Origin of the sequence: Corallococcus sp. CA054B (genome assembly GCF_003611625.1) — a bacterium.
GTDB classification, from domain to species: Bacteria; Myxococcota; Myxococcia; order Myxococcales; family Myxococcaceae; genus Corallococcus; species Corallococcus coralloides.
The window spans coordinates 1-14,083 of sequence record NZ_RAVY01000233.1 but is presented as its reverse complement, the minus strand read 5'-3'; the positions used below and the strand labels follow the sequence as shown (position 1 = coordinate 14,083).

Sequence of the window (14,083 nt, the reverse complement as noted above, 5' to 3'; positions counted from 1 at the left end):
GCCTCGAACGCTTCCGCCACGCGCGCCCACTCCGGCTTCTCCACCTGCTTCGCCATGCCCGGAAGCGTCCGCCGCGCGCCGCTACCCCGGCAATCCCTCGCGGCACGTCGTTGGCCGGACGGTTACGGACTTGCGCATGTCCACCGGCTCCGTCGCCAGCACCACGCGCACCGACGCAGGCAGTGCGAACACGTCTCACCGCCCCAGCGCCGCGACGAGCCGGGCCACGTACGCCACGTCCGTCCCGACGGCGAAGCGCACCCGCGCCCCGCTCGCGGCGACCACCTCCAGCACGGACTCGGATGCCACCACGGGGGCGCTCGCCACCTGCACCGGCAACAGCCTCACCGGCTCGGCTCGCGTCGGCGCGGCCCGTCGGCTTCGGTACACCCACGACTGCAACGTGCTCAGCTTCACGCCCCGTGCCGACGCGAACTCCCGCTGCGTCTGCCCGCTGGCCTCGAACGCTTCCGCGATACGCGCCCACTCCGGCTTCTCCACCTGCTTCGCCATGCCCGGAAGCGTCCGCTGCGCACCGCGCCCCCGGCAATCCCTCACAGCACGTCGTTGACCGGACGGTTACGCTGCGTCTGCCCACTCGCCTCGAACGCTTCCGCGATGCGGGCCCACTCCGGCTTCTCCACCTGCTTCGCCATGCCCGGAAGCGTCCGCTGCGCGCCGCGCCCCCGGCAATCCTTCACGGCACGTCGTTGGCCGGACAGTTACCGCCGGACGGATACGTTCCGCTCGCTGGGATCTGTGCGGGAGGCGGACTCAGCCGGAAACGGCGAAGGGCCGTCCCTACCGCGTCCGTCCACGCGCTGTCAGAAGGCGATGAGATGAGTTCGCAGGCCAAGCCCCTCGATTTGAGAATGCTCCAATCCGGCCATCAGCAGTGCAGTCCGGACTTTTGTTGAGTGCAGTTACCTGTCGTCACGATGCCCAACAGCCGGAAGGGTTAGTTGAGCGCTCTCGGCTTTGGCTTCGTGCTCAACGGGAGTGAGGCCGTTGATCGGAGTGAGACGCGAAATGATGGTTTCCTTGCTTTCCTCTGGGGTCCTGAGAGGTGTCTTGTTGATGACTTCGTCTATTCTTTTTTTAAATACAGAGCTCAGGTGAGTGCTTGTGTCTAGTGGGTAGCCCACGGCTCGCGTGAAGTAGGCGGCAATTTTCATTGCAAGGTGAAGGAGTGTCTTGTCGCTAATCGTGTTGAGGATTTTTTCGTTTCCAGACAGGACGTGCAGTGAGGCGCATCGTAGTGCCTGTGGGCATTGGAAGGCATAATGAGGCGCCTCAAGCATTGTCCGGAGTAGTTCAAGGAACCGGTCCCACTCTGGCAAGCCGAGAGGTGCCTGGGTTTTTGAGCCCTTAGCCTGTGCCAGTTCGGACCGCATACGGTTGTAGAAGTCGTATTGTTCGCGGCCGCCCCAGATAATCATCCTCGCTGCTTCATCCAAGTCGGTCCGTTCCGTAGGTTTAATGTGTCGCCGGAATATCGTGCCTACCAGCGTGGCGAATGGAACGGCAAAAGAAGAAGCTCCCTCTAGCGCGAGGGCAAGATGATCAGTGCGTCTTGGATCAATTTCTCCACGGATGTCACGAGCCTTGCCTAAAGTCATGCGCAGAAGCATTGCGTGATCAGTTGTTGCCCAGGCATCCGAGAACACCCAGCGGAGATATTCGCGAAGCTGCGGGAATTTCTCGGCAGTCTTGTCTCGAAGTTCCTCGATCAGTTCCGTTGACTCGGGAAAGCTATTGGACCCGGATGGGTAGACAATTGCCTTGTCGTAATCGGAGAATTCGTCTTCCTCTAAGAGGAGGATTCGTCGCTCATCTGCGAAGAGCTTGTGGTCGCGTTCAATTCGGCTGTTGGGCTCACGTTTTAAGAGTACCACACCGGTTGTTGCGCCGAATGCATCCATGAGCCCTGATGCCCATAGGACGCGATTGACCGGCGACTCCTTTTTTCGAGTTTTGCAATCTCCGATCACATAGCGCCACCGTAGTTCTGATGATGGGCGAATTCCAAGGACGTCAATGTCCGTTACCGGGGCGGCATGCCGCGACACAGCCCCATCTGGAACAACAGGAACTTCAAGCTGCGCCATCCACCCTTGGGAGCGAAAATGTCGATATAATGCTTCTTTCTGTGCGCGATCCTTGAGCACTATCGCCTCCTTAGTAAAAGACTGTCGATGGCAAAATTTGCTTCTTCGTCGGCCTGTATGATTCTGCAGGATGCGAGCGACTTGCGTGCAAGGAGTGGCTCGACGTATTGCTCGCCTTGGCGCATGGCCAGAATCAATTCCTCGTCGGAGGCTGGTTGGTCATTGGGGCCTGCGAGCAGTTCTATTGCGATCTGTACTGTTCTGATGTTGTCGGGGTTCTGGATTAGTTCGAGCCTGGCTCTCCCGGTGCCTGTGATTGTTAGTCTGCCAACTCCATGTTGGGCTACTGCTCGATACTGCTCCATGGCTTCGCTATTTGAGCCTAAGTAGCCGTCGCGGAGCAGGGCTTTTAATAGCGAAACGGGGTATCTGATCGCGAAATTGCGAGCCAGAAACTGGCCCTGCCTTACGGCTGCGGCAAGCGCTAGTGCGTTGTTGAATAGTTGAGTTTCATGTGGGACGAGTCGGGTGTGGCCAGGGCGAGGGCCGAAGATGAAATGATTTTCTCCCGAATGTTCTGTTCGGACCGATGGTGGAGGAATGAATCCCTCTCCGGCGAGTGCTTTGATGAGAGCAATGTCTTTGTCGTCGAGCGACGTTCCGCCCAGATCCTTGCGTTCCGCTATGATCTTAAGAGGGTAGCCTTGGTTTTTCTTGACTAGATTGAGAATCTTTCCGAGTCGGGTCGAGCCTGCTTGTGCCGTCAGGTCGGCAAGCGCCTGTGGGTCTTCCGCAAAGTAGGCAGGAGAAATGAATACGTCCTGGCCGCGTGCTCTCTTGGGGATGACAAACCCGGCATCTTGGCCGATTTGGAGTATGCGATTGGTGGCTCTTCTCTCGGCGCCAAAGCCTGCAATCTCCTCCCGAGTGATTGGCCCTCGACCGAGGCTTTGCATTAATTTCAGGGTGAGTTGCTCGTGCTCGTTTAAATTCTGACTGGAGGTGCTCGCCTCTCCGAGGTCTTTGTAGAGGTCTTGGAAAAATGGAATATCCGGAAGGATTGTTTTAATGGTTGAGCCTTCCATGATTAGGTCAACCATTTCTGCTTCGTGAAGTAGCTCTACCGCTGGGCGAACCTCCCCAGGTTGAAGTCCGAGGCGATGTACTGAGACCTCACGGAGTAAGCCATAACTTACCGGTGGTATACCTCGTAGGTTTACGGCGAGTCTGACTGCTGCACCAAGGATGGTGAGCAGTTCAAACTCCGATGCTCGAGACGTACCTGATGCAACCAGGATGTCGTGAGAACGGACTGCAACCTCGTCCTGTTCCATAGTTCTACCCCCGCCTAGGGGCTGTCCCTGATCTCCGGCCCGAAAATCAACCTGGTGGATCAAACACGGGCGTTGGACCCGGCCTTGAGGGGCACCAGGAGGTTGCCAGCCAGCGTCAGGCATGATCAACGCTGGCTGTGCGCCGACATGAACTGAGCGATGCCGAGTGGAGCCGCATCAAGCCCTTGCTGGGCTCGCGTAGCGGCCCACCCTCGAAGCGAGGGGACCGCGACTTCATCAACGCCGTCATCTGGCGCGTGAAGACTGGGGTGCAATGGCGGGACCTTCCGGAGCGATTCGGCCACTGGAAGACCGTCTACAACCGCTTCCACCGCTGGGCGCAAGTCGGGCGCTGGGAAGCCATCTTCAAGGCCCTGCGACTTCCGGTGGATGAGCTCGGCTCGCTGGCAGACGCTTCCGTCGTCCGGGCGCATCAGGACGCCTCGGGCGGAAAAGGGGGGTCCGAAGAAATGCTCTGGGGCGTTCTCGAGGAGGTTTTTCAACGAAAGTTCACGCCGTCACAACGGCGGGCGGTAAGCCGCTCCACCTCGAAATAACGCCCGGCCAGCAACATGAGTCCACGATGGCCGAGGAGTTGTTGGTGCACGCCGAGGGCAAGGCCTTCATCGCGGACACCGGTTACGACGCAGAGCGCATTCGCGCCAACGCCCTGAAGGTGGGAATGACGCCTGTCATTCATCCCCATCCCAGCAGGAAGCAACCGCCTGCGCTGGACCGCACCCTCTATCGGTTGCGCTACCGGGTGGAGTGCTTCTTCCACGACCTCAAGCGCTTTCGGGCTGCGGCCACCCGCTACGACAAGACGGCGAAGAGCTACCTCGCCGTCCTGCACGTTGCTTCCATGCTTCTTTGGCTGCGGTAATCAGGGACAGCCCCTAGCTTTAAACCGGCTCACGGAAGCTTACTTTGCGCGCCGCTGAAATGCATAGTTCCAAGCATTCCATGGTGCACTTAGGCTTAAGGACGCGCATGCAAATGCGGTTCTGGGTCTTTGGATACCCGGGTTGGATTGTTCATTGAGCGTTCGTTAAACGTCATCCGTGCGTTTGTTTGGAGACAGGGGCACTGGTTTGACCTTGTCTAAACGGCGGACCGCACCGCCTCACGGATCGCCCCGGACTCCACCAGCGCCGTGACCGCCGTGATGTCGTGATGCAGCTCGCGGTCCCGGTCCATGTGCGGAACCTTGCCGCGGATCAGCTCATACGCCGCCAGCACGCCCTTGCCGGGCTTCACCGGCTGACGGAAGTCCAGCGCCTGCGCCGCGACCAGCAGCTCAATCGCCAGACACGAACGCGCGAACTCAGACACCTGACGACCCTTGAGCGCCGCCGTCATGCCCATGGACACGTGATCCTCGCGGCCCGCGGAGGAGGGGATGGAGTCCACGGAGGCCGGGTGGCTCAGGATGCGCGACTCGGCCACCAGGGCCGCCGCCGTCACCTGCGCGATCATGAACCCGGAGTTCAACCCGGAGTTCTTCGCCAGGAACGCGGGCAGACCCGACAGGCTCGGGTTCACCATCTGCTCCACGCGGCGCTCGCTGATGCTCGACAGCTGCGTCAGTGCCATGGCCACCACGTCCATCGCCAGTGAGATGGGCTGACCGTGGAAGTTGCCTCCAGAGATGATGTTCCCCGTGTCCGGGAACACCAGCGGGTTGTCCGTCCCGCTGTTCACCTCCACCTCCAGGATGCGCCGCGCGAACGCCAATCCCTCTCGCGCCGAGCCGTGCACCTGCGGGATGCACCGCAGGCTGTACGGGTCCTGCACCTTGCTGCAATTGACGTGCGTCTCCACCAGCTCGCTGCCCTTCAGGATCCGGCGCAGGTGCTCCGCCACCGCCTTCTGTCCCGCGTGCGGGCGCACCGCGTGGATCTCCGGCAGGAACGGCTTGTGGCTGCCCAACAGGCCCTCCACCGTCATCGCTCCCGCGATGTCCGCCACGTCCGCGAGCATCTCCGCCCGCAGCTGCGTCAGCGTGCCCACCGCGCACATCGCCTGCGTGCCGTTGATCAGCGTCAGGCCTTCCTTCGCCTCCAGCACCACCGGCTTCAGACCCGCCTTCTCCAGCGCCTGCTTCGACGACATCCGCACGCCCTCGAAGAACGCCTCGCCCTCGCCAATCAGCACCAGCGCCAGGTGCGCCAGCGGGGCCAGGTCTCCGGACGCGCCCACGCTTCCCCGCTCGGGGACCACCGGCACCACGTCCTTGTTCAGCATGTCGATGGCCAGCTGAAGCGTCTCCATCCGGATGCCGCTGAAGCCCTTCGCCAGCACGTTGGCCCGGAGCAGCAAGAGCACGCGCGCCTCCGGCAGGGGCAGCGGATTCCCCACGCCACAGGCGTGCGACAGGATGAGGTTGCGCTGCAGGTCGCGCAGGTCCTTCCGGTCGATGCGCACCTCCGCCAGCGTGCCGAAGCCCGTGTTGATGCCGTAGGACGGCGTGTCGCCGGCCGCCACCCGGTCCACCAGCGCCCGGGAGGCCTGCACCCGCTGCGCGGCTTCGGGGGCGAGCTCCACCGTGACTTCGTGGCGGGAGACCTGGAGGATCTCCTCCAGCTTCAGGGTGTCACCATCGATGAGGAGGCGGGGGCGGGACATGTTCGGGCTACTCCGGATTAGCGGCTTGAAATCGTTGGGCCACGAAGGCTAGCGGATTCGCGGCAGGCAGGTTGAGGGCCCTTTACACCCAGGCCCCGGCGCCCATATAGCCTGCGCCCGTCCGTGCAGGGAGGTCGCAAACCTCGTGGCCCTCATCGTCCAGAAGTACGGCGGTACCTCGGTGGGTGACACCGAGCGCATGAAGAACGTCGCTCGCCGCTGCCTCGCCGCCCAGAAGGCCGGCCATGACGTCGTGGTGGTCGTCTCCGCGATGTCCGGTGAGACCAACCGCCTGCTCAAATTGGTGGCGCAGATCACCGACCGGCCGGACGAGCGCGAACAGGACGTCGTCGTCGCCACCGGCGAACAGGTGTCCATCGGGCTCGTCGCCATGGCCATCCATGCACAGGGCGGGAAGGCCGTGAGCTTCCTCGGCCACCAGGTGCGCATCGTCACCGACAGCACCTTCTCCAAGGCGCGCATCAAGAGCATCGACGCGGAGCCCATCCGCGCCGCGCTGAAGCAGGGGAGGATCGTCGTCGTCGCCGGCTTCCAGGGCGTGGACGAGACGGGCAGCGTCACAACGCTCGGCCGTGGTGGTTCCGACACAACGGGCGTCGCGCTGGCCGCCGCGCTCAAGGCCGACGCGTGTGAAATCTATACGGACGTCGACGGCGTCTACACCACCGACCCCAACGTGTGCCCGGCCGCGAAGAAGCTGGACCGCATCACCTACGAGGAGATGCTGGAGCTGGCCAGCCTGGGCGCCAAGGTGCTGCAGATCCGCTCGGTTGAATTCGCCATGAAGTACAAGGTGCCCCTGTGGGTGAAGTCTTCCTTCACCGAGGATCCGGGCACGCTCGTCTGTGAGGAGGACGCATCCATGGAGGACGTGCTGGTTCGAGGGGTCGCGTACGACCGGAACGAGGCGAAGATCACCGTGGTGGGCGTGCCGGATCAGCCGGGCACAGCGGCGAAGCTCTTCGGGGCGCTCGACGCGAAGCACATCGTGGTGGACCTCATCGTGCAGAACCCGTCCCGCGACGGGCGCACGGACGTCACCTTCACCGTCGCCAAGTCAGACTTCGCCAAGGCCCACGAGGTCGTGAAGCAGGCCGCGCAGGACGTGGGCGCCACCGGCATCGAGGTCGATGACGCCATCGCCAAGGTGTCCATCGTCGGCGTGGGCATGCGCAACCACTCGGGCGTGGCGGCGAAGATGTTCCAGACGCTCTCCCAGGAGGGCATCAACATCCAGCTCATCTCCACGTCGGAGATCAAGACCTCCTGCGTGATCCACACGAAGTACACGGAGCTGGCGGTGCGCGCGCTGCACACGGCCTTCGGGCTGGACGCGCCGCCCCCCGTGACGGCCAACCCCACCGTGTCGGAAGTGGACGCGCTGAAGGGGCAGAAGGCCTGAAGCGGTTCGGACGCACGTCCGCGCTCGCGGCGCTGTCCCTGGGGCTGCTCGCCCTGGGCTTCGTTGCCCGGGCGCGGTGGCCGGATTCGCGGCCCTCGCTCGACTGCCCGCCGGAGGCCGTGCGGCTGGACCCGGCGGGCCTGGCCACCTGTGGCCCGGGGGCGGTGCCCACGGGGGCACAGGCGCTCGCGCTGGGGCTCAAGCTGGACCTCAACGCCGCCTCCGAGTCCGAGCTGGCCCTGTTGCCCGGTGTGGGCCGTGACCTGGCCAAGCGGCTGGTGTCCGCCCGCGAGGAGCAGGGCCGGTTTTCGAGCTGGGAGGACGTGGACGCCGTGCCCGGTGTGGGCGCTGCCAAGTTGGAGACCCTCCGGGCAGCCACCGTGCTCGACGCGGCGGCGGCCAATGGGGGCGTGTGGTAAGCACGGCCGGTGCAGATCGCCTGCCCGCAATGCTCGATGCAGTACGTGCTGGATGCCCGACTCCTGCCGCCTGGCGGCGCTTCGGTGCAGTGCACGCGGTGTGGCCACGTGTTCAAGGCTTCGCCCACCGGTGTCATGGCTCCCGCGCCGAAGATTCCTCCGGCGGGTGGGGGAGACCGGGCGGGTGCGCAGTCATCCACGCAGATCTTCGGCGGTGAGGGCGCTTCCAGCCTGAAGTCCACGAACCTGTTCGCGGGTTCGACCACGGCCTCCGGATCCTTTGTTCCTCAGCCGACTCCGGCTTCGGGCGCGCTGACTTCGTCCGGCGTGATTCCTCCGCCCCCGTCCATCGCTCCGGTCGCGGCGCCGCCTCCCGCGACGTCCAGCACACTGCCTCCGGCCGCGATGGGCACGACGCGGGCCTTCGGGGCCGTGGGGACCGGAGAGGTGGCGCCACCCGCGGCGACGGCGGGGCAGGGGGCTGCCCCTGGGGCGACGACGCGCGCGTTCGGTGCTGTCGCAGCTTCGTCCTCGGGTTCGTTCCGCCTCGCGGAGCCGGGTGCTTCATCGCGTGGCCCGGAGGGTGTGGGAGCGACGCGTGCGTTTGGCGCGGTGTCGGATCCTCCGCCTTCTGGTGCCGCCGATGCGGGCATTGGGGCGACGCGTGCGTTTGGCGCGGTGTCGGACCCCGCGGCTGCCGGTTCGCTTGAAACCGGAGGCCTGGTCGAGGCCGGTGGTTCGGCGCACGCGTCCGCCTCCCGTTCGTTCGAGGACATCTCGCCTTCGGGCGACCCCGCGGATCCGTCGTGGTCGGCGACGGGCGGCTCACGCTCCAAGCTCGTTCCGGAAGGCCACGGCGACGCGCCCTGGGCGACCTCCGCTCCGACCGCGACGGTCTCCCTGCCCGGCGACGACGCGCCCTTCGCTCGCACCGAGCCCTCCAAGCCCGCGGCCTCGCCTTCCGGTGCATCGGTGCTCGGGGGCGGTCTGGACCGGCCCCTTGCTCCCCGGAAGTCCTCCGGCGAGCTGCCTCCGGAGCTGCTCGGGGCCTCCTCCCGCGCCGACTCCATCGTCATCGAGGACGGCAGCCGGCGTACCCCCTCGGTGAGCTGGGTGCTCCTCGGGCTCACGGTGCTCGCGGGCATCCTCCTGGCCGGGTACCTGGCGTATCCCGTCTTCCGCGACCGCAACGCGGCCATGCCCGAGCAGGCCGTGACGGAAAAAGACCTGGCTGTCGGCTCGCTGCGCCGTGATGACGCTCCCTCGCGCGAACAGGCCATCCAGGACCTCAAGGCCCTGGCCACCGCTCATCCGAAGTACGCCGAGGTCCAGGCCGAACTGGCGGTGGCCTACACCCTCCAGGTGTCAGACCTGCACGCCGAGCTCGACCGGCTGAACCTCCAGTCGGCCACGCTCAAGCGGCAGATCAACGAGGTCACCACCGCGAAGGCGTCACTGGGCTGGATGGCTGAGTCCAACGCGCTCCATGACGACCTGCGCGCGACCGAGCGCGAAATGCAGCCGCTGCGCACCGAAATCGCCGAGCGGCGCAAGGTGCTCGATGCGCTGATGGAGACCCTCCGGGCCGCTCCGGACGTGGAGCCCGCCGCCGCCGTCGCCGCGCGCCTCAAGGCCCAGGCCCTCTACGCGGCGGTGACGGGTTCCCCCAACGCCCTGGCCCTCGCGGAGCGCTTGCGTCAGGTGGAGCTCCCGCCGTCCTGGAGCATCCTCGCCCGCGCCGAATACGCCCTCAGCTCCGGCTCGCCCGACGCCACCGTCCAGGCCGTCGCGGAGGAGCTGCGAGCCCTGCGCGCGCAGGACCGCTACCTCTTCCGCGCCTTCGTCCTGGGGGCTCGGCTGGCCATCCGCCTGGGGGACCCGGACACCGCCCGGAAGCTGCTGGACGAAGTGGTGGCGCTCAACCCCAAGCACGACCTGGCCAGGCGCATGCTTGCCCAGACCGCTGCCTCCGAGCCCTCGCCCTGAAACGTTGACCGGATCACCTCCGTCTCACCCTGGAGAAACTCCAGTCTGTTCCGTGGGCTCGCTGGCTCCCTCGCCCTGAAGTCCCTCTAGACGCGCAGGCATGCACCTTGCTTCGTCCCTGGGCGTCGAGGACTCGGGGTTCGGAGGGTGGGTCGATGGCGGAGGTCTTCTTCTGGTGCGCGGCGCTGGCGCTCGTGCACACTTATTTTCTCTATCCCTTGAGCCTGTTCGCCCTGGAGGGCGCGGCCCAGGTCTTCCAGAACCTGCGCAAGATGCGCTCGGGTGAGGCCGCCAGGACGGACGTCAAGGCCGGAGCGTTGCCCTCGGTGAGTCTGGTGGTGGCCGCCTACAACGAGGCGGACTGCATCGAGTCCAAGCTGAAGAACAGCCTGGCGCTGGACTACCCGGCGGACCGCTTCGAGGTCGTCATCGGTTCGGACGGCTCCACGGACGGCACGGACGGCCTCGTGCAGAAGTGCACGGATCCTCGCGTGCGCCTGTCGCCCGCGGCTCGGGCCGGCAAGACGACGGTGCTCAACCGCTGCATCCCGTCCGCGCACGGCGACATCGTGCTGCTGTCGGATGCGAACACGATGATCGACGCGGACGCGGTGCGGAAGATCGTCCGCCACTTCGAGGATCCGGAGGTCGGCGCCGTCTGCGGCAAGCTGCGCCTCTACAACCCCACGAAGCAGGACTACGAGGAGAGCGCGTACTGGAGCTACGAGTCCCTCATCAAGATGTACGAGGGCCGGCGCGGCGCGGTGGTGGGGGCCAACGGCGGCCTCTACGCCATCCGGCGCTCGCTCTTCACGCAGCTGCCGCCGTCCACCATCGTGGATGACTTCGTGATTCCGCTGCGCATCCTGGAGAGCGGCTACAAGGTCGTCTACGAGGAGGGCGCCGTCGCTCACGAGGAGACGACGGAGGACTACGGCAAGGAGTTCGGCCGGCGCGCGCGCATCGCGGCGGGCAACTTCCAGAGCCTGCGCCTCGTGCCCGGGCTGCTGCTGCCCACCGCGGGCTTCGCCGCCTTCGCCTTCTGGTCGCACAAGCTCTTGCGCTGGTGCGCTCCCGCGCTGATGGCGCTGGCGCTCTTCGCCAACCTGTTCCTGCTCGACAGCCTGTTCTACCGCGTCACGCTGGGCGCGCAGCTGGGCTTCTACGCCATGGCGTACCTGGGCCGCTCCGGCGTCTTCAAGAGCGGAGCAGCGAAGAAGGCGACGTCCATCGCGTACTACTTCGTGACCATGAACGCGGCCATCGCCGTGGGCTTCTGGCGCTTCCTGCGCAACTCGCAGCGCGCCGCGTGGGACCGCACCGCCCGCGTGCCGACGTCCACGTCGACCTGACCTTCAACGAGTGATTTGGCAGTCCAGGCCCGCCGGTTCCTTCGCGGCGCTCCGGCTGGTTCCGGAAGCGCACGGATGGAATCGGCGGGCTTTCCTTTTTCAGCGGGCCGCCACCGCCATGGGCTTCGCCGGGCCGGAGGGCAGCACGCTGCCGAACGCGGCGAAGAGCTGGCCGGTGAGCACGTGCGGGTGACCGGGGCCGGGGCTTCGCAGCATGTCGTTGAGCACCTCGCCCGTCTTCGGATCGCGGGCCATGTGGGGCCGCGCCAGGTTCATCCGGTAGCGCACCACGCCGCGCTTCACCCGGTGGATGACGGTGACCGTGCCGTCCGCGTCCACGCCGTCCACCAGGCCCACGTGGGTGAGGCCGTCGTTGCGCCGGCCGTCGCGGTTCTGATCGTACGTCTCGCGGAAGAACACCAGGTCGCCCGGCACGGGGCGCCCGCTCGTGTACACGCGGCCGTTCGCCTGGGCGTAGCGGTACATCGCGGTGACGCCGTTGTCCCCGGGCTTGATCGTGCCCCGGAACTTCACGCCCGCCTGGGAGTAGGTGGCATCGATGAGCGCCGTGCAGTCCGCCGGGTAGCGCTTGCCGCTCACCTGCACCGACGGCTGCCCCACCAGGGCGCGCGCCGTGGCCAGCACCCGCTCGCGGGGAGTGCCCGAGGGGGCGGGGCTCGCGGCCGTCTGCTTCGCGGGCGTGACGCGCGCCTTCGCCGGGGCCTTCCTGGCCGGGGCCTTCGCTACCGCCTTGCTCGGGGCGGGGGACTTCGCGGGACGCTCGGCGGGGGCGCTCTCACGGACCGCCACCTCCTCGGACAGCGCGGCGCGCGGGAAGGCCGGCGGGGAGGCGGAGCGGTAGCGCACGGCATCCGATGCCACCCAGGCCCCCGTGGGGGAGCCCGTCGCACAGCCCGTCGTCATCGCCAGCATCGCCATCCATGCGCCCAGCTTCATGGCCACCTCGTCCTGTAGCGTCCTGGGACAGAGGCTCCCTCCGCTGGGGCGTGTAGGCAAGAAAACCACCCAGGCAACCGGGCGGAGCGGCTCGGGTTTTCGACCGGGGACGGGTGGGGTATTGCTGGAGGGGATGCCCACTTTCCGACGCGCCCTCGCCCTCGTGCTCCTGGCCACCGGTTGCTCGCACATGTCCTTCGAGAAGGCCAGCGAGCTGGACACCGTGCAGGCCTACCAGGACTTCCTGCGAGAGAACCCGGAGGATCCCGAGGCCACGACGGCCCAGGGGCGCATCGAGGGGCTGGAGTTCGACGAGGCGAAGCGGCTGCACTCGGTCATCGCCTACAAGCGCTTCCTGGAGACGTACCCGGACGCGCCGCAGCAGCAGCGGGCGAAGTCGCTGCTGGAGGGCCTGCGCTTCAACGCGGCGAAGGAAGCGGACACGGAGGCCGGGTGGCGGCAGTTCCTCGCCGAGCACCCCGACGGCGCCCACCGCGATGAGGCGCGCGCGAAGCTGCAGGCGGCGCAGGAGCGCGGCCTCCAGACGACCACGGACCTCAAGCGTGTGTCCCAGCTCCTCCAGGGCGAGGCCGCCGGCGCGCGCCGCGAGGAGCTGGAGCGCAAGCTGGACGACGAGTCCTTCGCCCAGGCCAAGGATGCAGGGAAGCTCTTCGCCTACCTGCGCGACTTCCCCGCGGGCGCGCACCGCGAGGAGGTCCGCGTCAGGCTGCTGGAGCTGGAGGTGGAGGGGCTGCTCGTCTCCGGGCTGGTGGACGAGGCCGAGGCGAAGGTGAAGGTCCACCCGCTGGGGCCGAAGCTGACGGGCTTCCCCACGCGCCTGGCCCGCGCCCGCGAGGAGCAGGGTGCCCTCGCCCGCACCGAGCCCGCCGCCCGCGCGATGCAGCCGGGCCACTACCTGCGCGACCTGGAGGATTTGAAGCGCGCGCTCGTGGCGCCGGATCCGCTGGACCGCTGGCAGGCGGCGGAGGAGCTGGGCCAGCACGTCTCCGTGCGCGCGGTGGATCCGCTGCTGGAGGCGCTGCGCACGGCGCGCAACCCGCTGATCCGCCAGAACGCGCTGACGTCGCTGCGCACGGTGCTCTCCGCGCTGCCCGCGCCCGTGGCCGGCTATGAAGTCGCCGTGCGGCTGGAGTCCCTGCGCGAGCGCGCCAGCAGCCCGGAGCTCTACATCACCGTGGCGGCGCTCCTGGACCTGAGCGGCCAGTTGGAGCAGGCCGCCAGCCAGTACCAGCGCGTCTATGAGTCCGGCGGCACGGATCCGGTGGTGCTCTGGCGCTGGGTGCAGCTGCGCGAGCAGCGCAAACAGGCGTTCTCCGCGGCGGTGGCGGCCCGGCAGCTCGCGGTGTGGGCCCAGACGACCGCGCGCGAGGAACTCGTGTCGGCGGAGGGTGGGGTGCCCCTGGCGTCGGCCCGCCAGCTCTGCGCGGCGGTGGTGGACGCGCGCTTCGCGGCCCAGGCCATCGCCCGGGTCCGCAACGAGAAGACGGAGTTCCCCGAGGACATGGCCACCTTCGAGCGCACCGCCCAGGACGCCGTGCGCCTGGCCGAGGCGAAGCTCGCGGACGCGGAGCTGCTCCTGCGCCAGCAGCGCCCCGGCGTGCGCACCTGCGCGGATCAACAGGTCGCCGAGCGCCTGTCGCAGGGCGTGAAGGAGCGCACCCAGGCGCTCCAGCAGGCGTCGAGCGCGAAGCTGCCCAAGCCCGTGGGCACGCTCCTCCTGGAGCTGGCCCGCGAGAGAGATCCCTCCCCGGAGGTTCGCGCCGCAGCGGCCTCCCGGTTGGCTGGATCCACCCCTCCCTGAGACGGACTGGCGGACCGGACGGCGGCAGTTAGAGTCCCAGCCCCCCATGGCCGCCCC

At 66.8% G+C, this 14,083-nt stretch carries 10 protein-coding genes and 1 pseudogene; 6 read left to right on the top strand and 5 right to left on the bottom strand.

Going from position 1 to position 14,083, the window contains the following annotated elements; genetic code table 11:
- Positions 1-195 precede the first annotated feature (195 nt).
- The 3 genes from D7V80_RS35860 to D7V80_RS41575 all read right to left on the bottom strand — a co-directional run bounded on the left by D7V80_RS35860 (position 196) and on the right by D7V80_RS41575 (position 3,208).
- A complete protein-coding gene (locus D7V80_RS35860; protein ID WP_120592374.1) occupies positions 196-513 on the bottom strand; it encodes a hypothetical protein in 318 nt (105 codons plus the stop codon).
- A gap of 410 nt (positions 514-923) precedes the next feature.
- Entirely contained in the window at positions 924-2,168 is a 1,245-nt protein-coding gene (locus D7V80_RS41580; protein ID WP_147447330.1) for a hypothetical protein, read from the bottom strand.
- Positions 2,168-3,208, bottom strand: a complete 1,041-nt coding sequence (locus D7V80_RS41575; protein WP_147447329.1) for a hypothetical protein — start codon at positions 3,206-3,208, stop codon at positions 2,168-2,170. The genes D7V80_RS41580 and D7V80_RS41575 overlap by 1 nt, the downstream gene beginning before the upstream one ends.
- A 371-nt stretch (positions 3,209-3,579) precedes the next feature.
- Between D7V80_RS41575 and D7V80_RS44045 the strand changes: the two are divergent.
- A pseudogene (locus tag D7V80_RS44045) lies at positions 3,580-4,325 on the top strand (IS5 family transposase).
- 218 nt (positions 4,326-4,543) lie between these two features.
- Here D7V80_RS44045 and hutH read toward each other — a convergent pair.
- Complete coding sequence (gene hutH / locus D7V80_RS35840; protein ID WP_120592372.1) at positions 4,544-6,067, bottom strand: histidine ammonia-lyase; 1,524 nt, start codon at positions 6,065-6,067, stop codon at positions 4,544-4,546.
- 145 nt (positions 6,068-6,212) lie between these two features.
- Between hutH and D7V80_RS35835 the strand changes: the two genes are divergently transcribed.
- From D7V80_RS35835 to D7V80_RS35820, 4 genes are all read left to right on the top strand, one after another.
- Positions 6,213-7,490: an aspartate kinase gene (locus tag D7V80_RS35835; RefSeq protein ID WP_120592371.1), complete on the top strand. Its 1,278-nt coding sequence runs from the start codon at positions 6,213-6,215 to the stop codon at positions 7,488-7,490.
- 119 nt (positions 7,491-7,609) lie between these two features.
- Complete coding sequence (locus D7V80_RS35830; RefSeq protein WP_014397460.1) at positions 7,610-7,909, top strand: helix-hairpin-helix domain-containing protein; 300 nt, start codon at positions 7,610-7,612, stop codon at positions 7,907-7,909.
- 9 nt (positions 7,910-7,918) lie between these two features.
- Positions 7,919-9,895, top strand: a complete 1,977-nt coding sequence (locus D7V80_RS35825) for a zinc-ribbon domain-containing protein (protein ID WP_147447328.1) — start codon at positions 7,919-7,921, stop codon at positions 9,893-9,895.
- Positions 9,896-10,050: 155 nt separating this feature from the next.
- Positions 10,051-11,247, top strand: coding sequence for a glycosyltransferase family 2 protein (locus tag D7V80_RS35820; RefSeq protein WP_120592368.1), 1,197 nt, complete (start codon positions 10,051-10,053; stop codon positions 11,245-11,247).
- Between the two features lie 99 nt (positions 11,248-11,346).
- Here the strand turns inward: D7V80_RS35820 and D7V80_RS35815 are convergent, their stop codons facing one another.
- Positions 11,347-12,204: a CHAP domain-containing protein gene (locus D7V80_RS35815; protein ID WP_120592367.1), complete on the bottom strand. Its 858-nt coding sequence runs from the start codon at positions 12,202-12,204 to the stop codon at positions 11,347-11,349.
- A 133-nt stretch (positions 12,205-12,337) separates the two neighbouring features.
- Here D7V80_RS35815 and D7V80_RS35810 point away from each other — a divergent pair, with 133 nt between their 5' ends.
- Positions 12,338-14,026, top strand: coding sequence for a HEAT repeat domain-containing protein (locus tag D7V80_RS35810; protein WP_120592366.1), 1,689 nt, complete (start codon positions 12,338-12,340; stop codon positions 14,024-14,026).
- Positions 14,027-14,083: the final 57 nt, after the last annotated feature.

Excerpts from the sequence above, each read along its gene's own strand:
- D7V80_RS35860 (WP_120592374.1), bottom strand. The coding sequence starts at position 513 with ATGGCGAAGCAGGTGGAGAAGCCGGAGTGGGCGCGTATCGCGGAAGCG.
- D7V80_RS41575 (WP_147447329.1), bottom strand. The coding sequence starts at position 3,208 with ATGGTTGACCTAATCATGGAAGGCTCAACCATTAAAACAATCCTTCCG.
- hutH (WP_120592372.1), bottom strand. The coding sequence starts at position 6,067 with ATGTCCCGCCCCCGCCTCCTCATCGATGGTGACACCCTGAAGCTGGAG.
- D7V80_RS35820 (WP_120592368.1), top strand. The coding sequence starts at position 10,051 with ATGGCGGAGGTCTTCTTCTGGTGCGCGGCGCTGGCGCTCGTGCACACT.
- D7V80_RS35815 (WP_120592367.1), bottom strand. The coding sequence starts at position 12,204 with ATGAAGCTGGGCGCATGGATGGCGATGCTGGCGATGACGACGGGCTGT.
- D7V80_RS35810 (WP_120592366.1), top strand. The coding sequence starts at position 12,338 with ATGCCCACTTTCCGACGCGCCCTCGCCCTCGTGCTCCTGGCCACCGGT.